The organism is Achromobacter sp. UMC71 (assembly GCF_014170305.1).
Taxonomy (GTDB): Bacteria; Pseudomonadota; Gammaproteobacteria; order Burkholderiales; family Burkholderiaceae_B; genus Achromobacter.
In genome coordinates this window covers 132,213-148,550 of sequence record NZ_LZZT01000010.1, presented here as the reverse complement: position 1 = coordinate 148,550, position 16,338 = coordinate 132,213, and the positions used below count along the sequence as shown (strand labels likewise).

Sequence of the window (16,338 nt, the reverse complement as noted above, 5' to 3'; positions counted from 1 at the left end):
TCCCTACAGGCCCATCGCCGGGTCGGTAACCGACGGCTTGCCCGTTTCCACCCGGCCGGCGAAGCGGCGCAGGTAGGCGGGGTCTTCATTCAGGTGCACCGAGAAGTCGTACCAGGCGCCGCTGGACTTCAGTGCCCACGACTGCTCGACCTGGCTGCCCGCCGGCACGGTGAACGACCACTTCTCATTATTGGTGTAGTAGGCGTTCGGGGTGACGACGAAGGTGACGGCCTTCTTGCCGCTGTTGATGAAGCTGGCGTAGACATCGCCGTTGGCCACGTCGTAGCAAACGCGGATCTCGGCATCGAGCTGCTCGCTGCGGGCCAGCGCCAGATCGCCGGCGAAATGGCGCAGGTAGCCGTTCGGGCCCATCACCCACAGGTCGTACTTGCCGCCGTCGGCGGCCGTGTCCCAGCTGCCTTCCAGCTGCTTGTTGGGCTCGACCGTGTAGCGGCGCGGCAGGCGGTCCAGGTGCAGGCGGTCATAGACGTGGAACACGCCGGCGGCTGCGCCGGTATTGGCGAACACCAGCCACATGGCGCTGGTGCCCGGCTGGGCCCGGCCGCTGGTGTGCATTTCATACGGCAAGGGACGCGAAAAGCGCACGCCGGTCTCCTGCGCGGGCTTGGCCTGGGTGGCGGTGTCGGGCAACGCCACCTGCGGCAGCGCCTGCTGGTCGTTACGGGTCTGGTCGGCCTGGGCGCGGGTCAACAGGCTCAGGTTGGGCAGCTGTTCGTTGTTGGGCGTGGCGAAGTTGAAGGCCGACGTCAGGTCGCCCAGCACCGCGCGGCGCCAGGGGCTGATGTTCTTTTCCGGCACCCCGAAGCGCGCTTCCAGGAAGCGCAGCACCGAGGTGTGGTCGAACGCCTGCGAGTTGACCCAGCCGCCGCGGCTCCAGGGCGACACGATGTACATGGGCACGCGCGGGCCGGGGCCGTAGACGCGGTTGTCGGCGGCGTCCTGGGCAGAGGGACGGGTGTGGCGCTCCATGTCGGTGCTGACGGTGGAGCCGCCCGCCATCGAGCCGTCCGGGTTGATCGACGGCGCGGCAGGCGACGGCACGTGGTCGAAGAAGCCGTCGTTCTCGTCGAAGTTGACCAGCAGCACTGTCTTGCTCCAGACGTCCGGATTGGCCGTCAGCGCATTCAGCGTCTCCTGGATGTACCAGGCCCCCTGTACGGGGCTCGACGGGCCGGGATGCTCGGAATAGGCGGCAGGCGCCACGATCCATGACACCTGCGGCAAGGAGCCGTTGGCCACATCATCGCGTAACGCCTGCAGGAAACCGCCGTCAGGCATGGTGTTGGCGGTCCCCTTGTACAGCGGATTGGCCGCGTCCATGGACGGCGCCCAGGCCGGATAAGGCGAGCCGTCTGTGGCATTGCCGGCCAATTCATTGGCCTTGCGGAACTGGCGGAAACCCGCCAGCGGATTATCCGTGAAGTTATCGGGCAGGCTCTGGTAGACCTTCCAGGTCACGCCGGCCTCCTGCAAGCGCTCGGGATACGTCTTCCAGCTCCAGCCGATGGTCGAGGCGCCCAAGTCGTCCCACTGGTTGCGGGTCGACGGGCCGTTGCCCTGCGCCAGCGGATCGTTGGTGCCGGTCCAGTGGAACAAACGGTTGGTGTTGGTGCCGCCATGCGTGGCGCAGTGGTAGGCATCGCACAGCGTGAAAGCTTCGGCCAGCGCGAACTGGAACCCCAGCTCCTGCCGGGTGTAGTAGCCCATCGACTGGTTCTGCTTGTAGCGGGGCCATTGGTACAGGCGGCCGCCGTCCCAGGCGTTCTGCGCGTCCAGGTAGTCGTGCGGCGTGCCGGACACGCGCTGGGCATTGCCCTTGGTGCTATCCAGGTGATAGGGCAACACCACGCGGGTGCCGTTGGTCTGTTCCCAGACCGAGCGGTTCTGCGGCAGCGGCACGGTGATACGGTCGCCGAAGCCGCGCACGCCCTTGAACGTGCCGAAGTACATGTCGAACGAGCGGTTTTCCTGCATCAGGATGACCACGTGCTCGACGTCGTTGATGGTGCCGGTGCGGTTGTTGGCGGGAATCGCCAGCGCGCGGCGGATGGCCGGCGGGAACATCGACAAGGCGGTCAGGCCGGCGGTCGAGGCGGCGGCGTTGCGCAGGAAGCGGCGCTTGCCGGCGTGGATCGGGTCTTTATCGGACGTCACGGATGCTATTCCTTGGATTCTGAAATGGGGCGCCGCTATCAGGGCGCGCAACGCAATTGGGGCTTGACGGGCTGGGTCGGATTGCCCGGATTGCCGGGGTTGCCGCTGTCGCTGTCGTCGTCCTTGTCGCCGCCGCAGGCGGTCAGGGTGGCGGCGACCATCAGCACCGCGCCCAGGCGCAGGAAGGCGCGCAAGATCGGGGAAGTATTCATGTGTGTTTATCCTTGGAACATCAGGGGAACAGTTCGGAAACGGACTTGCCGGACAGGGCCAGCGAACGGACCTCGGCTTCGGTCAGCGCGCGCGACCAGAACGCCAGGTCGTCGAAATACATGGTGTAGGGGCCCTTGGTGCCGGCGCAGCACACGCCATAGGTGCCCTTGCCGTCTTCGTTCAAGCCGAGGTGCGGGCCGAACAGGCCGGCGATCTTGGTCAGGTCGACCGCGGCGGTGGGGGTCGAGCGGCTGATGAAGCCCAGCTCCGGGTCGTACACATAGGCCGACATGGTCTTGGTGGTCTTGTTGACCGACATCGCCACGTAGACCGGCTTGTTGGGCGTGAACTTCACGCCGTTGATGTCGACCCGGGTGCCGCCGGCCAGGTTGAAGCGCAGCTCGGGACCGGCCCACTGGGCGATGGTGATGCCGGGGTTGCCGCCGGAGTTGTAGTCCTTGTTGCCCAGGATCGAACGGTCATTGGCGGTGCCGTCGGACTGGTACCAGAAGCCGATGGTGAAGGCCGTGACGGTATCGAGCAGGCCCGCCGGATAGTCCAGCTTGAAGGCGCCGATGGGGTCGCCGGTGCGCTGGTTCTGGAACATCTTGCCGAACACGCCCTGGTTGGCGAACGCTGGCGCCTGCGTGCCGTCATAGGGGGTGATCGCCCCGCCGCCGGCGGCGATGTCCGTCAGGTTGCCCTCGAACGGGAACAGCATCGTCAGGCCGGTGCGCAGCGACGGCAGCAACGGCACGGGAGCCGTGTACACCACCGTGGCGCGCACCGCGGTCACCGCATTGCCCACCGCGATGGTGTAGTTCAGCTCATGCACGCCTTCCGTGGTGAACGAGAAGCCAGTGTCCACATAATCGGTGGCGGTGCCCGGCAGGCGCGCGATCTCCTTGCCGTCGCGCGCGATCACGACCTCGCCGGTGGGGATGCCGACGCGGGTCCAGTTCAGCGACACGCTCTTGTTGTCCATCGACGTGCGGCTGGCGGCGCGGCGCAGCGCCACCGACTCGGTCAGGGCGGCGCCCGCCATGTCGTACTGGCCGGCGGCCGGCAATGCGCCCAGGTGCGCCAACACCGTCGGCGTGGCGTCGGCCGCGCTGGGCAAGCCGTACCAGGCGCTGTTCCAGATGCCGTCGACCGCGGCGTCGTCGGCGCTGCCGCCCAGCAGCTGCGGCCGGTTCAGCGCCAGGAGCGTGGTCTTGTTCAGCGACTGCTGCAGGCCATCGCTGCCGCCGGTGCGGTCCAGGCCATGACTGGACGCCACCACCACCAGCCAGTTCTCGTCGGGGTTGCTGGCGCGGCGGCTGGCCACCTGGGCCAGCAGCACACCGATGGCAGCGTCGGTCTGGCGGATGGTGGCCTGGTAGCCCGCGCCAAAGCCGGCGGTCAGCGCCGCGTTTTCCGATGCGCCGAACTGCGCCACCACCACGTCATAGCCTTCGGTGATGCGATCGCGCGCCTGGCTGGCGACGCAATCGTCCACGCCGGCACAGTCGGTCAGGCTTTGCAGATAGCCGGCAGCGCGGTCGTAGCCCGCCAGGCTGGCCAGCAACGGCGAATTGAAGGCCGCCGCCGTGCGCGCGGCGGGCTTGGCCGCCTTGATGCGCTGGAACAGCGTGGGGGTCTTGGGCGCCTGGCTGGCTGCGTTGCTGCGCACGCCGTGCTGGTCGGCCCATTGGCCGGTCAGGAGCGTGGCCCAGCCGGGCACCAGCAAGGTCGGTTGCTGCGTGACGCCACCGGTCACACCGCCGGTCCAGGCGCGCGTGGAGGTCAGTTGCGCCAGGTTGGGCAGGGACTTGTCGGCCACGCTCTGGCGATAGGCGTCGTAGGTCAGGCCGTCCACGCCGATGAACAGCACCTTGGCGGCCGAAGCGCCGCCGGGTTGCACGGCCGGCGGGGCCGCGTCGTCATCGTTCTTGTCATCGCCGCCGCAACCGGCCAGCGCGCCCAGGGCCGCCAGCGCCGCGCACCAGCGCTTCCACTTCCATACCTGCATGTTCTTTCCCTTTCGAAACCCGCTTTGTGGTGGCCCACATAGTGGCTTTGCAAGGTGAACGACGGATGAAGCAAAGAAAGGAATCGCTGATCGACGGATCAGGATTTTTTCTGTTGCGACACAGACGGCAACAAAGCAAAGGGACCGGCGTGCCGGCCCCTTTGCAAAAAACCGGCGGCTGGCGTCGCGCGCCAGCCGCCCTTGGCGCTCCGATCAGGCGCCGATCTTCACGCCGGTCAGGTACCCCACCGACGCGCCGAAGCCGTCCTTGTAGTTGGCTTTGACCAGCGGCTCCAGTGTGGGCCGCACCACCGCATGCACGCCGCCCCAATCGGCCGCGTGCTGGAAGTTGCTGGTGATGTAGGTCCAGCCGTTGATCTCGTCCACCGCCTGCAGGCCGGTGGACTCGGCCGCCACCGGGCACGACAGCAGGCGCGACAGCACCTTGGTATCGACGTTGTACGCCCACAGGAAATTATTGACGTGACCGCCGCTGTCCTCGCCCACGAACAGTGTGCGCAGCTTTTCCGAGAACTTGAGGTTGTCGGGGTTGGAGATCTTGTCGGCGTTGTGGGTGTTGCCCAGCGCATCGGCCGGCGTGATCGGCGCGCCGACCAGCTCGGGCACGGCGGCCATGTCCACCGGCACCCATTCGCTGTCGATCGCCTGGCCGTTGGTGTCGACCTGGCCGGCCTTCATGTGCAGCTGGTAGACCGCGCCGGCCGAATTGGCCTGCACCTTCATGCCAGGCACGGTGCCGTCGATCATCGAGCTTTCGATGCGCGACATGGCGCTGTAGGCAATCTTGTCCTTGGCGTTGACCGTGGTGCCTTCCATCTTGGTAAAGCCCAGCGTGCCGCCGACCAGCGCGGCGTAGCGGTGGGTTTCCAGGAACGCGGCGGCCTGGCGGCGGCCGGGCATCAGCTTGACCCAGTTGTCGCGGCCGCTGAAGCGAATCTTGGTGAACGTGTTGTCGGCCGGATCGGCCGTGCGCACGTCCATGATGTCCGGCGCGGTCAGCTGGTCGGCCAACTCCTTGACTTCGGCGCTGGTGGCATGGCCCAGGTTGATCCAGGTCAGCGTGCCGGCGCCCGGGCCGGTGCCCGAGGTCTGGGCCCACTTGGCCACGTACAGCGTGCCGGACGACAGGTCGGCCTTGCGGTCGGCCACGAACATGAACAGGCCGCCGTTGGTGGCGTCGTCGCCCATCAGCGCGGTGCGCTGGTCGGGCATGATCTGGACCAGCTCGTGCGAGATGCGGCCCATGCAATAGTGCTTCTTGATGCTGCCGGTGCCGTCCGGGTTCACCGTCACTTCGGGCATGTGGCCGTAGTGGTACGGGTTGGCCTTGTTCGGGTCGTTGAACAGGTTCTGGCTGTAGGCCTGGAACTGCGCCTGCGTCCTGGCGACGGTGGCGTCGGGTTCGTACTCTTCGCTGGACAGGTGGGTGTTCCAGGGCGACAGGCTGGCGCCGCAGGTGATCCACAGGCCGTTCACCGGCGAGGTATCGACGTTGCTGTACTTGACCAGGCTGAGCTTGCCGGTGGCCGGGTCCTGCGCCAGGGTCAGCACGGCGATGGGCGACGGCAGGCGGCCATACATGTCGGCGCCGGCCTGGTCCATCGACTGGTATTCGAACTGCACCACGGCGAACACGGTGTTGCCGTTGACGCCGGGCACCTTGGGCGCGGCCAGCTTCAGGAGCGACATGCCATCCGGGCAGTTCGAGAAGAACGCGCGGGCCTTGGCGGGCACCGAGTTGTCCATGATGGGCGCGCCGGTGTTGTCGAAATATCCGCCGGCGATGATGGTGCCGCCCTTGCCGTCCGGCACCGCATCACCCGTCATGAAGAAAGGCTCGTAGCCCAGGTCGATCTTGCGGGTGGAACCATCGCTGAACGTCAGCACCATGGACGAGCCCACCGTCGTGCGCGCCATCAGTTCCGGATTGGCCAGCGAGGGCGCGGCCATCGACGTGAACGAGGCGGACTTGAACGTGACGGTCGGATTGTTGGGGTTGCCCGGCGTGTCATCGTCGTCGTCGCTCGAATTACAGCCCGCCAGCAGCGCGGCCATGCTTACGCCGCCCAGCGGCAACATCGGCGCGCCTCCGAGCATCTTGAGAAGGCGACGGCGATTGGCGTGTGTCGTGTCTTGCATCGTTGTTTCCTGTGGGAAGGGTCAATGCCGCGGTGCTTCGCCGCAGCGTGCACGCATGCTAGACAGACGCCATGTAAGGTTGATGACAGCACGGTGTTTGCAATTTGAAAGTATTTACCGGCCACCGTCGCCGACCTGTCATGAACGGCCGCTATAGTCGGGCGCAGTCCTGTTTGCGTGTCCAGGCCGGTTATCGGCCACGCGCGCCTTTCGTCTTGCCCTCCATGCCTTTGTCTCTACGCTTGTCCCCGCCCGCGGCGCCCACCGCGCTTCGCCTCCTGGCCGTGCTGGCGGTGGCCGCCGGCTTGGGCGTATGGGGCGCCGTGCTGCTCGCCCCGGGTCCCGGCCCCCTGCCCGCCGCCCTGTCCGCGCCCGCGCCGCGCGCCGCCGACAACACGCCGGTCGCGTTGTGGTTCGGACGCGATGAAGTGCTGCGCACGCAGATCAGCGTGCTGGGCGTGATCGCGGCCGGCGCGGACGGCGCGGCCGTGTTCAGCGTGGACGGCGGTCCGCCCATCGCCTGGCGCGTCGGCGACGAAGTGGCGCCCGGCATCCTGCTCAAGGACATCGGCGTGGACGCTGTCACGGTCGAACAAGGTGGCCGCGCCAGCCGCCTGGCCGCGCCCGCATTCCCGGCCCCCGCGGGCGGCATCGCCAGCGCGGCGCAATGATCCGGCGCGCCTCACATTGCTGTCATATTTCATGTCCACAATCCTTCGCTTCTACTGAAAGAGCGGAGTTGTAAAGTGCGTCAGTCATTGCGTGGGCCTGCCCGCCAGCAAGGTTTCACCCTGATCGAGATCATGGTGGTCATCGTGATCATGGGGATCCTGGCGGCCCTGATCGTTCCACGCGTGCTCGACCGTCCGGACCAGGCCCGCCAGGTGGCGGCGCGGCAGGACATCGGCGGCATCATGCAGGCGCTCAAGCTGTACCGGCTGGACAACGGCCGCTACCCCACCACCGCGCAAGGCTTGCGGGCGCTTGTGGAAAAGCCCGAAGGCGCCTCCAACTGGCGCGGCTACCTGGACAAGTTGCCCAACGATCCCTGGGGTCACCCCTATCAATACCTGAGCCCTGGCGTCAAAGGCGATATCGATGTGTTCTCGTTCGGCGCCGACAACAAGCCCGGGGGAGAAGGCGGCGATGCCGACATCGGTTCGTGGGAACTCTGAACGCGGCTTCACGCTAGTCGAAGTCCTGGTGGTGCTGGTGATCGTCGCCATCGCCGCCGGCATGGTCAGCCTGTCCGTCGGCAAGGGACCGGACCCGCTGCGCGAAGATGCGCGGCGCCTGGCCGACGCCTTTACCGTGGCGCAAAGCGAAGCCCGCAGCGACGGCCGGCCGATACGCTGGCTGCCCGCCGGCGGCGGCTGGTCGTTCGAGCGCCAGGGCCGCTCGCAGTCGCCCACCACGCAGGACGAGACGTCCTTGCCGGTGGACAAGCTGGAACGCGACGACGCCTTGCGCCCAAGGGCCTGGCTGGCCGGTCCGGTGCAACTGCGGCTGGACCCCAACCGCCCGCTGGTTTTCAACACCGAATGGGTGGCCGATCCGTTCAGCGTGCAATTGCGCGCGGGCGAATCGTTCGTGACGCTGTCGCGCGACGCCGCCGGACACTATGACATCCGCTGAATTTCCGCCTTTACGTCAGCGCCAGCGCGGCTTCACCTTGATCGAAGTGCTGGTGGCGCTGGCCATCATCGCCGTGGCGATGGGCGCCGCCCTGCGCGCCACCGGTGTCATGGCCGCCAACAACCGCGCGCTGCAGGACAAGACCCTGGCGCTGCTGGCCGCGCAGAATGCGCTGACCCAGCTGCGGCTGGAGCAGACGCTGCCGCGCGCCGGCTCGCAGACCGTGCCCTGCCCGCAGGGCGGCCTGGCGCTGCGCTGCGACCTGGAGTTCACCAATTCGCTCAACCGCAGCTTCCGCCAGGTGTCGGTCAAGGTCCGCGACAACGCCGACGGATCGACCCTGCTGCAGCTGGACGGCCTGCTGTCGAGCCTGCGATGACGCTGCGCCCTGCTCCCGCTCGCGCCGAGGCGGGCTTCACCCTCATCGAAGTGCTGGTGGCCCTGGCGCTGATGGCGCTGGTCAGCCTGATGGCCTGGCGGGGCCTGGAAAGCGTGTCCAGCGCGCGGGACTGGATCGACCAGCAGGCCGAAGACACCGACGCCATCGTGCGCACCCTGGGGCAGATCGGCCGCGACGCCGAGCTGGCCTACAACGGCCCGTCGTTCTCGGCACCCGGCATCGATGCCCGCGTCTTCATCAGCGGCATCCGCCTCTTGCCCGGCGCCGCCGGCGCGCAGACGCTGGAAATCCTGCGACCCGACCCGGACGGCAGCGGCCGCTGGCAGCGCGTGCAATGGACGGTGCGCAAGGACGGCCTGTGGCGCACCAGCGGCCCGTCAACCGAGCAAAGCCCGCTGCCAGCCGCCGGCGACGGCGTGCTGCTCCTGCCCGGCGTGCGCGCGCTGGCGCTGCGCGGCTGGGTGCCCGGCGCGGGCTGGATGGACACGCGCTCGCCGTTTTCCGCCACGCCCACCGGCATCGAGATCACGCTGGAACGCGGCGCCGCCGGCGACGCGCGGCGCTACAGCCGCATCCTGGAGCTGCAATGAAACCGGCCCGCTCACGGGAACGCGGCGCCGCGGTCATCAGCGCGCTGATCATCGTCGCCATCGTCGCGGCGCTGACCACCAGCCTGTTCCAGCGCCAGACCGCCAGCGTGCGCCGCGTCGAAAACGAAATGGCGCGGGTGCAGGCCCGCATGATGCTGGCTGGCGGCATCGACTGGGCCCGCCTGGTGATCCGCGACCACGGCAAGCGCGAATCCACCACGCGCGGCGACCAGATCTGGGCCACGCCGGTGCTGGACACCCGCATCGAGCGTCCTGGCGATGACCGGGTCGCGGTGTTCTCCGGCCAGATCCAGGACGAACAGGGCAAATACAACCTGAGCAACCTGGCCAGCCACGGCGTGCCCCAGCCCGAGCAGGAACAGGTGCTGCGGCGCCTGCTGGCCGGCCTGCGCCTGCCCGACACGCTGGCCGCGCGCATGGTCGAGATCATCGCCGCCAGCCAGCCGCCGGCGCAGCCGGCCGACGCGCCCACGCCGGCGCAGGGCGGCCAGACACCGGATGCGCGGGCGCCGCTGCCGCGCGGGATCGACGACGTGGCCGCGCTGCTGGGCCTGGAACCGCCCGCGCGCCACGAGCTGCGCCGCACGATGACGGTGCTGCCGCTGGCCACCAGCGTCAACGTCAACACCGCGCCGCCGGAGGTCATCGCCGCGTTGGTGCCGGGGCTGTCGCTCAGCCAGGCGCGCTCGCTGACCGGCGAACGCGACCGCGGCAACTGGTTCAACAACAGCGGCGACTTCGCCAACCGGCTGGCCGCCACCGGCGTCAAGAGCCCCGCGCCGGCCGTCACCACCGCCAGCGGCTGGTTCATGGCCGGCGGCGTGGTCGTTTATGAACGGGCCCGGGTGGCGATGCAGGCGCTGATACGCAGCGCCCCGCCCGCCGCGCCCGACACTATCTGGACGAGAGAAAACCCGTGAAGAATTCCTTGCGCATCGCGCTGCCCCCGTTGGCCGAGCTGGGCCCCGGCTCGCTAGTGCCCCATGCGTGGTTCGACCGCCGCGGGCGCTGCGCGCGCCAGGGCGAGTTGACGCTGCAGGCCCTGGGCCAGGCCTATCCGCAGGCCGCCTGCGAAGCCGTGCTGCATCCGGACGACGTCATCGCCGCCACGGTGCAGGTACCCGCCGTGGCCCGCGCCCGCTTCGGCGCGGCCGTGCTCAGCGCGCTGGAACCGCTGGTGCTGAGCGACCTGGACGACCTGGCGATCGGCCATGGTCCGCGCGCCGCGGACGGCTCGGTGGCGCTGGCCTGGGCCCCACGCGAACCCGTGCGCCGCGCCTGGAGCCTGCTGAACGCGCAAGGCCTGCGCGCCCACGCCCTGATTGCGCCGCAGACGCTGGCCCCACATGACGCCGCGCCGCTGCGCGATCCCGGCGATTCGCGCTGGCAGGCCCCGTCGCCGTCCTGGTCGCTGGCCATGCCGCAACTGGCGCCCGCCCGCGTGTCGCGTTGGCGTCCGGTCTGGCGCTGGGGCGCAGTCGCCGCGGTGGTCTGGATCGGCGGCCTGAACCTGCACGCGGCCCAGTTGCGCGGCGAGGCTCAGTCACTGCGCGACGGCATGCGCCGGCAGGTGCTAGCGGCGTTTCCCGATATCCCCGTCGTGCTGGACCCGGCCCGGCAGGCGCAGCAGGGCCTGGACGCGCTGCGCAACAACCGGGGCGCCGCCAGCGCGGGCGATTTCCTGCCGCTGGCCCGCGCCGCCGCGCAGACCCTGCCCTTTGCCGCCGACAAGGTCGCGCGGCTCACCTACGCCGACCAGGCGTTGACCCTGCAACTGGCCGACGCCGGCCCCGACGCCCAGCGCGTCGCGGAAACCCCCGCCCTGATTCAGCAGGCCGCGGCGCAAGGCCTGAAGCTGGAACGCGGCGATACCGACAACACCTGGCGCATCACGCGCAAGCAACCATGAAGCCCATCGAACGCCTCCACGCCGCCTGGCGCACAGTCTGCAAACCCCTGGCGCCCGCCGCCGACCGCGCCCGCCAGCGCTACCAGGCCCTGGCGCCCCGCGAACGGCGGCTGGTCAACGGCGCGGCGGCGCTGCTGGGCGCGGTCGTGGTCTTCACCGTCCTGATCGAGCCCGCCCTGAACACCACCCGCAAGCTGCGCGACGAATTGCCCCAGCTGCGCGCCCAGGCCGCTTTGGTGGCCGACGTGGCCGCCCAGGCCGTGGCCTTGCGCGGCAAGGGCGCCGCGCCCGCCGCCACCCTGCCCGCCGCGGCGGACATCACCGCCAGCCTGGAACGCGCCGGTTTGCCCGCCGATCATTGGCAGCTGGACCATCCAGGCCAGGGCGACAGCGTCAAGCTGTCCCTGAACGAGATTCCGTCGTCGGCGCTGCTACGCTGGCTGGAAAATGCCGCCGGCGATTGGGGCCTGGCCGTCAAGGCCGTCGAACTGACCCGCGCCGCCAACGCCAATGGCCGGCCGCTGCCGGGACTGGTCAACGGCAGCGTGACGCTGGGCCTGCCGGCCCGTCAGGCGCGTTCCTGATGCGTCTGCCCCGCCTGCCCAAGCGCACCGGCCTGGCGCTGGCCTGCGGCGCCTGCGCCGTGGTCGCCGCGGCCGTGGTGCTGCCCGCCCGCTGGCTGCTGGCGCTGCTGCCGGACGACGCGCCCGTGACGCTGGCCGACGCCGCCGGCACCCTGTGGAACGGCAGCGCCTGGATCGCCCTGGGTCCGCCCGGCGCGCGCCGCATGCTGCCGCAGGCCCTGCACTGGCAGTGGCGCTGGTCGTCGTTGACGCTGGAGGTATCGCATCCCTGGCTGCAAGGGCCGGTGCGCGCCGGCCTGGCCTGGACCGGCGTCACGCTGTCGGCGCAATCGCTGCGCCTGCCGGCCACGGCGCTGCCCGCGCTGGGCGCGCCCTGGAACACGCTGGCGCCCGAAGGCACGATAGAAGTGGCCTGGCAGGCCCTGCGCCTGGGTGGCGCGCTGCCCGATGCGCCGCTGGCCGAACTGCGCTGGCGCGACGCTGGCACGGCATTGACGCGGGTAGCGCCGGTGGGCACCTATCTGCTGAAAATCCGCGGCAACGGCAAATCGGGTGCCACCCTGGCGCTGACCACCGAGAGCGGGCCGCTGGCCGTCACGGGCCAAGGCACGGCCAGTCCGCGCGGCGTGCGCTTCCAGGGCCAGGCCACCTTTGCGCCGTCGGCCAGCGAGGCCGACCGCAACGCGCTCGACGGCCTGATGTCGACGCTGGGGCGGCGCAGCGACGATGTCGTGGTGTTCGGCACGGGTAAATAGACACGCGGGGCGCGGCATCGCGCGCCCCGCCTTTTCAGTCGCGGGACCTATGCGTCCCGCGTCACACGCAAGATCTCTTCGGGCGACGTATCGCCGCTTTCGACCCAACGCGCGCCGTCCTCGCGCATGCTGAACATGCCGGCGGCGCTGGCGGCGCGGCGCAGCTCGCGTTCGTCGCTGCCTTCGTGGATCAGCCTGCGGGCCTCGTCGTCCACCGTGAACAGCTCGTGGATGCCCGAGCGGCCGCTGTAGCCGGTATGGCTGCACGCGTCGCAGCCCACCGGCTGGAACACCCGCACGCCGTCCTGCATGACCGGCTTCTTGCAGGCCGGGCACAGCTTGCGCACCAGCCGCTGGGCCAGCACGCCCAGCAGCGATGATGACAGCAGGAAGGGTTCCACCCCCATGTCCGTCAGGCGCGTCACGGCGGACACCGCGTCGTTGGTGTGCAGTGTCGCCAGCACCAGGTGACCGGTCAGCGAGGCCTGCACCGCGATCTGCGCCGTCTCCAGGTCGCGGATTTCACCGATCATGATCACGTCCGGGTCTTGCCGCAGGATGGCCCGCAGCGCCAGCGCGAAGCTCATGTCGATTTTGGCGTTGACCTGCGTCTGGCTGATGCCCGGCAGGTCGTATTCGATCGGGTCTTCCACGGTCAGGATATTGCTGGTGGCTGCGTCCAGCCGGCTCAGCGCCGCGTACAGCGTGGTGGTCTTGCCGCTGCCGGTGGGGCCGGTCACCAGCACGATACCGTGCGGCTGGCGGATCAGCCGGTCCAGCTGGCCCAGCACGCCGGGCGCCATACCCAGCTTTTCCAGGCGCAGCCGGCCGGCTTCCTTGTCCAGCAGACGCAGCACCGCGCGCTCGCCGTGGCCAGTCGGCAAGGTCGACACCCGCACGTCGATCGGCCGTCCGCCCACCCGCAGCGCGATGCGGCCGTCTTGCGGCAGGCGCTTTTCGGCGATGTCCAGGTGCGCCATGATCTTGATGCGTGAAATCAGCGCCGCATGCAGCGCCTTGCGCGGCGACACCACGTCGCGCAGCGTGCCGTCGACCCGGTAGCGCACCACCGAATGGGTCTCGAACGGCTCGATGTGGATATCGCTGGCGCCGTCGCGGGCCGCCTGCGCGAACAGCGCGTTGATCATCCGGATCACGGGCGCATCGTCCTGCGCGTCCAGCAGGTCCGCCACTTCGGGCATGTCCTGCAACAGGCGGTCCAGGTCGATTTCGTTTTCGGCCACGCCCATCACCGATGCCGCGTCCTCGGCGTGGCTGTAGGCCGCCGCCAGCAGCGTTTCCAATGCATCGTCGTCCACCTGCGTCACCGCGATGTCGCCGTGGCAGCGCTGGATCTCGCGCACCGCCCACTCGGGCGTGCGCGGGCTGACCGTCAGCTGCGCGTGGCCCGTGCGCAGCGACAGCACCGCGCGCTGGGCGCGGGCCCAGGCGTAGGGCAAGGGATGCGCGCTCATTGCAGCGACGACAGGTCGCGCGCCACGCTCGCCGCCACCGGCCGGCTGACGCGGATCGGCACGGACGGATCGCTGGTCTGCACCAGGTCCGGATACTGCCGCACCGCGAACGACTGCACGGTGGCGGCGGCCGGACGGCCGGCGGCCTGGGCCGTTTGCCCGCCGCGGACGTCGTAGACGTTGTTGGATACCGAGCCCGCACCCGCGCCGGCCGGCGGCAGCATCGGTGCCTGCGCGTCCGGCAGCAGCCAGTGATTGCTCGGCTGCGTGGCGGCCTGGGCCCGGCGCATGTAGTCGTAGCGATCCAGCGTGACGCTGGCGCTGCGGTTCGCGTCGCGCACCACGTAAGGCCGCAGGAACACCATCAGGTTGGTCTTGGTGCGCTTGCGGCTTTCGTACTTGAACAGCTCGCCCAGCACCGGAATCGAGCTCAGGCCCGGCACGTTGTTGGACGTGACCGTCACGTTCTCTTCCAGCAGCCCGCCCAGCACGATGATCTCGCCGTCATCGACCAGCACGCTGGTGTCGATAGCGCGCTTGTTGGTCACGATGCCGGTGGTGGGCGTGGAACGGCTTTCGTCGATGCTGCTGACTTCCTGGTAGATGTCCAGCTTGACCGAACCGCCTTCGGATACCTGCGGCCGGATATTCAGCTTCAGGCCCACGTCCTCGCGTTCGATGGTCTGGAACGGGTTGTTGTTGTTGCCGCCGTTGGTGACGTACTGGCCCGTCACGAACGGCACCGTCTTGCCTACCAGGATGCTGGCCGACTGGTTGTCCAGCGTCAGCAGGTTCGGCGTGGACAGGATGTTGGCCTGGCCGGTGTTCTGCATGGCGCGCGCCAGCACGCCCAGGTTGATCACCTTGTTGCCCAGCACGTCCACGGTACCCTTGACCACACCCAGGCTCAACCCGCCGCCCAGCGCGTCGATCGACGTCGGGCCCTTGCCGGACAGGCCGCTGCCGCCCAGGTTGGTGCCGCCGATGAAGCTGGTGCCGCCGCTGTTGATGTTGCCCGCGCCGGTCATCCACTGGATGCCGAACTCGGCCGCCGCGTCTTCGCTGACCTCGACGATCAGGCTTTCCACCAGCACCTGCGCGCGGCGCTGGTCAAGTTGGTCGATCACTTCGCGCAGGCTGCGGTACAGCGGTTCCGGCGCCGAAATGATCAGCGAGTTGGTGGCCGGATCGGCCTGGATGGTGGCGCCGCCCGCCGAGTACGACACGGCCTGGTTGCCGGTTTCGTCGCGCGCGATGCGTTCCTGGTCGCCCGACATGCCGGCCTTGGAGGAATTGGACGATCCGGTCGATCCGGACAGCCCCAGGCCGGTATTGCCATTGCTGCCACCCGCTTGTTGCTGCGGCCGATTGCCGCCCGTTTGCGGACCGCCCGTATTGCCGCCCGCCGGGTTCGCGCCCGGCGCGGCGTTGGCCTGGCCGGCCAGGAGGCCGCCCAGCACTTCCGCGATGCGCGTGGCCTGCGCGTTGCGCATGTACACCACGTGCAGATTGCCCGCGCGGTTCTGCTGCGCGTCCAGCTTCAGGATCAGGTCGCGTGCCAAGCGCGTGCGCGCCGGGCTGCCGGCGCGCACCAGCACGCTGTTGCTGCGCGGGTCCGCCACCACCGCGATACGCTGCGTGGGGTCGCTGCTTTGCGTGTCCAGCAGCTGCGAGGCCAGCACCGCGATATCCGATGCGATGCCCGAGCGCACCGGCACCACATCCGTGTCGATCGAACTGGGCACATCGATGCGCGCGATCACCGCCGCGATGCGGTCCAGGTTGTCCGCGTAGTCCGTCACCACCAGCGTGTTGTTGCCCGGGTACGCATTGATCGGATTGTTCGGCGGCACCATCGGCCGCAGCACCGGCACCAGGTTCGCCGCGTTCTCGTACTTCAGCGGAAACACCCGCGTCAGCATCTCGCCGCTATTGCCCGATCCGCCCCGCGCGAATGCCGACACCGGCACGGAACCCTTGCCGGCGCCGCCCGACGCCGCCGGAGCCGCAGGACGCGGATCGCCCACCACCGCGCTGCCCTGCAGCTTGGCGTCGGCCTCCGGCACCACGCGCGTCACGCCATCCACTTCAACGATCGCAAAGCCTTGCAGGCGCAACGCCCCGGTCAGCATCGACAGGGCCTGGCCGCTGTCGACGGGCCGGTCCGACACCAGCGTGAGCTTGCCCTTCACGCGAGGGTCCACCAGGAAATTGCGCTTGGTGAACAGCGACAGCGCACGCAGCACGGCGGGAATATCCGTGTCCACGAAGTTCAGGCTGACGCGATTGTCTGCCTGTTGAGCATGGGCCTGGCTGGCCACGGGTCCGAGTTGGCTTGCCGCGAGCAAGACCGCAAGGCTGAATTGCGCGATATGACGCATGACGGATGTGCCTGAGACGTGAAGTCGTG

At 69.1% G+C, this 16,338-nt stretch carries 15 protein-coding genes; 9 read left to right on the top strand and 6 right to left on the bottom strand.

Translation table 11 applies throughout. From position 1 onward, the window contains the following. Window positions 1-3: 3 nt before the first annotated feature. The 4 genes from A9974_RS04180 to A9974_RS04165 form a co-directional block, all read right to left on the bottom strand. On the bottom strand, window positions 4-2,175 hold the full coding sequence (locus A9974_RS04180; protein ID WP_183002893.1) for a phosphocholine-specific phospholipase C: 2,172 nt from the start codon (window positions 2,173-2,175) through the stop codon (window positions 4-6). Between the two features lie 38 nt (window positions 2,176-2,213). Continuing rightward, a complete protein-coding gene (locus tag A9974_RS04175; RefSeq protein WP_183002892.1) occupies window positions 2,214-2,387 on the bottom strand; it encodes a hypothetical protein in 174 nt (57 codons plus the stop codon). Window positions 2,388-2,407: 20 nt separating this feature from the next. Continuing rightward, the gene (locus tag A9974_RS04170; RefSeq protein ID WP_183002891.1) at window positions 2,408-4,399 is read right to left on the bottom strand and encodes an alkaline phosphatase family protein; all 1,992 of its coding nucleotides are present in this window, start codon (window positions 4,397-4,399) and stop codon (window positions 2,408-2,410) included. Window positions 4,400-4,612: 213 nt separating this feature from the next. Beyond that, window positions 4,613-6,559 (bottom strand): PhoX family phosphatase, encoded by a 1,947-nt coding sequence (locus A9974_RS04165; RefSeq protein WP_183002890.1) that lies wholly within the window; start codon window positions 6,557-6,559, stop codon window positions 4,613-4,615. A 224-nt stretch (window positions 6,560-6,783) separates the two neighbouring features. Between A9974_RS04165 and A9974_RS04160 the strand changes: the two genes are divergently transcribed. The 9 genes from A9974_RS04160 (at window position 6,784) to gspN (ending at window position 12,453) form a co-directional block, all read left to right on the top strand. Then, window positions 6,784-7,230, top strand: coding sequence for a general secretion pathway protein GspC (locus A9974_RS04160; protein WP_183002889.1), 447 nt, complete (start codon window positions 6,784-6,786; stop codon window positions 7,228-7,230). A gap of 75 nt (window positions 7,231-7,305) precedes the next feature. Next, window positions 7,306-7,734 (top strand): type II secretion system major pseudopilin GspG, encoded by a 429-nt coding sequence (gene gspG / locus A9974_RS04155; RefSeq protein WP_183002888.1) that lies wholly within the window; start codon window positions 7,306-7,308, stop codon window positions 7,732-7,734. Then, window positions 7,706-8,194: a type II secretion system minor pseudopilin GspH gene (gene gspH, locus A9974_RS04150; protein WP_183002887.1), complete on the top strand. Its 489-nt coding sequence runs from the start codon at window positions 7,706-7,708 to the stop codon at window positions 8,192-8,194. Before gspG ends, gspH begins: the two co-directional genes overlap by 29 nt. Further along, on the top strand, window positions 8,181-8,573 hold the full coding sequence (gspI, locus tag A9974_RS04145) for a type II secretion system minor pseudopilin GspI (protein WP_183002886.1): 393 nt from the start codon (window positions 8,181-8,183) through the stop codon (window positions 8,571-8,573). The genes gspH and gspI overlap by 14 nt, the downstream gene beginning before the upstream one ends. After that, entirely contained in the window at window positions 8,570-9,184 is a 615-nt protein-coding gene (locus A9974_RS04140) for a type II secretion system protein GspJ (protein WP_183002885.1), read from the top strand. The genes gspI and A9974_RS04140 overlap by 4 nt, the downstream gene beginning before the upstream one ends. After that, window positions 9,181-10,125 carry a type II secretion system minor pseudopilin GspK gene (gene gspK / locus A9974_RS04135; protein WP_183002884.1) on the top strand — a complete coding sequence of 315 codons (945 nt, stop codon included), beginning with the start codon at window positions 9,181-9,183 and terminating at the stop codon, window positions 10,123-10,125. The genes A9974_RS04140 and gspK overlap by 4 nt, the downstream gene beginning before the upstream one ends. Next, the gene (gene gspL / locus A9974_RS04130; RefSeq protein ID WP_183002883.1) at window positions 10,122-11,114 is read left to right on the top strand and encodes a type II secretion system protein GspL; all 993 of its coding nucleotides are present in this window, start codon (window positions 10,122-10,124) and stop codon (window positions 11,112-11,114) included. The genes gspK and gspL overlap by 4 nt, the downstream gene beginning before the upstream one ends. Then, window positions 11,111-11,698, top strand: coding sequence for a type II secretion system protein GspM (gspM, locus tag A9974_RS04125; RefSeq protein ID WP_183002882.1), 588 nt, complete (start codon window positions 11,111-11,113; stop codon window positions 11,696-11,698). Before gspL ends, gspM begins: the two co-directional genes overlap by 4 nt. Beyond that, the gene (gspN, locus tag A9974_RS04120; RefSeq protein WP_183002881.1) at window positions 11,698-12,453 is read left to right on the top strand and encodes a type II secretion system protein N; all 756 of its coding nucleotides are present in this window, start codon (window positions 11,698-11,700) and stop codon (window positions 12,451-12,453) included. The genes gspM and gspN overlap by 1 nt, the downstream gene beginning before the upstream one ends. Before the next feature lie 47 nt (window positions 12,454-12,500). Here the strand turns inward: gspN and gspE are convergent, their stop codons facing one another. Continuing rightward, window positions 12,501-13,928, bottom strand: a complete 1,428-nt coding sequence (gene gspE, locus A9974_RS04115) for a type II secretion system ATPase GspE (RefSeq protein WP_183002880.1) — start codon at window positions 13,926-13,928, stop codon at window positions 12,501-12,503. Further along, a complete protein-coding gene (gene gspD, locus A9974_RS04110) occupies window positions 13,925-16,309 on the bottom strand; it encodes a type II secretion system secretin GspD (RefSeq protein ID WP_183002879.1) in 2,385 nt (794 codons plus the stop codon). The genes gspE and gspD overlap by 4 nt, the downstream gene beginning before the upstream one ends. Window positions 16,310-16,338: the final 29 nt, after the last annotated feature.